The organism is Marinobacter sp. UBA2498 (genome assembly GCF_002341575.1).
Classification (GTDB): Bacteria; Pseudomonadota; Gammaproteobacteria; order Pseudomonadales; family Oleiphilaceae; genus Marinobacter; species Marinobacter manganoxydans.
Window position 1 is genome coordinate 2,837 of record NZ_DDOI01000146.1, and the last position, 739, is coordinate 3,575.

Genomic DNA, 739 nt, shown 5'->3' on the forward strand with positions numbered 1-739 from the left:
GGGGGCGGGGTGGGGGGGGGCAGACAAAAGCATGGGCAGATTAATATCTGCCCAAAACCTGAGTATTTCATTAACTCTCAAGAACTATATCAAGCCGCAAACTCATTCAAGCGACCTCCATGCGGTCAAAATGCATATTGTAACCTCGCACGCACTTCATCTCCGCTAGCGCCATTGGCTTCTTCGCCATCCATGTAGCTCATTCCAAGTCGAACATTCTTGTTGGCGTAATAGTTAACGCCCAGTGTTGTTTGCTCACCGTCGGTCGTGGCCAGCCCCACATCACTGTATTTTCCGTCACCATCCTCAAAGCGGGCAACAACTTCCCAGGCCCCTTTGGGTGATGCCGGTTTTACCCGCTTGAATGCTCCGGCTTTGTAAGGACGGCTTTCGCCGGTGATGATCCAGCCAAGCTGTACGTAATAACCATCAACATCCACCTGGCCTTCCTCGGAATCGAAATATTCGGCCTGGGCATGGAAGGGCCCGGAAGCGCCGGCGAGCTCCAGATTAAACGTATCGACCTCATCGGCCTGAGTGTCGGCATCACGCGTGGTATAACCCGCACCAAGATGAACAACCATATTGTTCGTTTGAATCGGTGCAACCGTGCCCCGTGCGGTTACTGCCGTGTTATTGAAATCGTCGCTGCCATTGCCGCCTGCCTCGAAGTAGCCGATACCGTAGGTCCAGTTGCTGCCTTTGCCGCTGAGCTGGATGCCGCCGCTGCGACCGGGGG

Annotated in this window: 1 protein-coding gene; it reads right to left on the reverse strand. The window is 54.7% G+C overall.

Annotated features, from left to right (window positions below; all coding sequences use genetic code 11):
• Positions 1 to 125: 125 nt before the first annotated feature.
• A partial coding sequence (locus B2W52_RS20330; RefSeq protein WP_286803989.1) for a porin occupies positions 126 to 739 on the reverse strand: 614 nt, incomplete at its 5' end.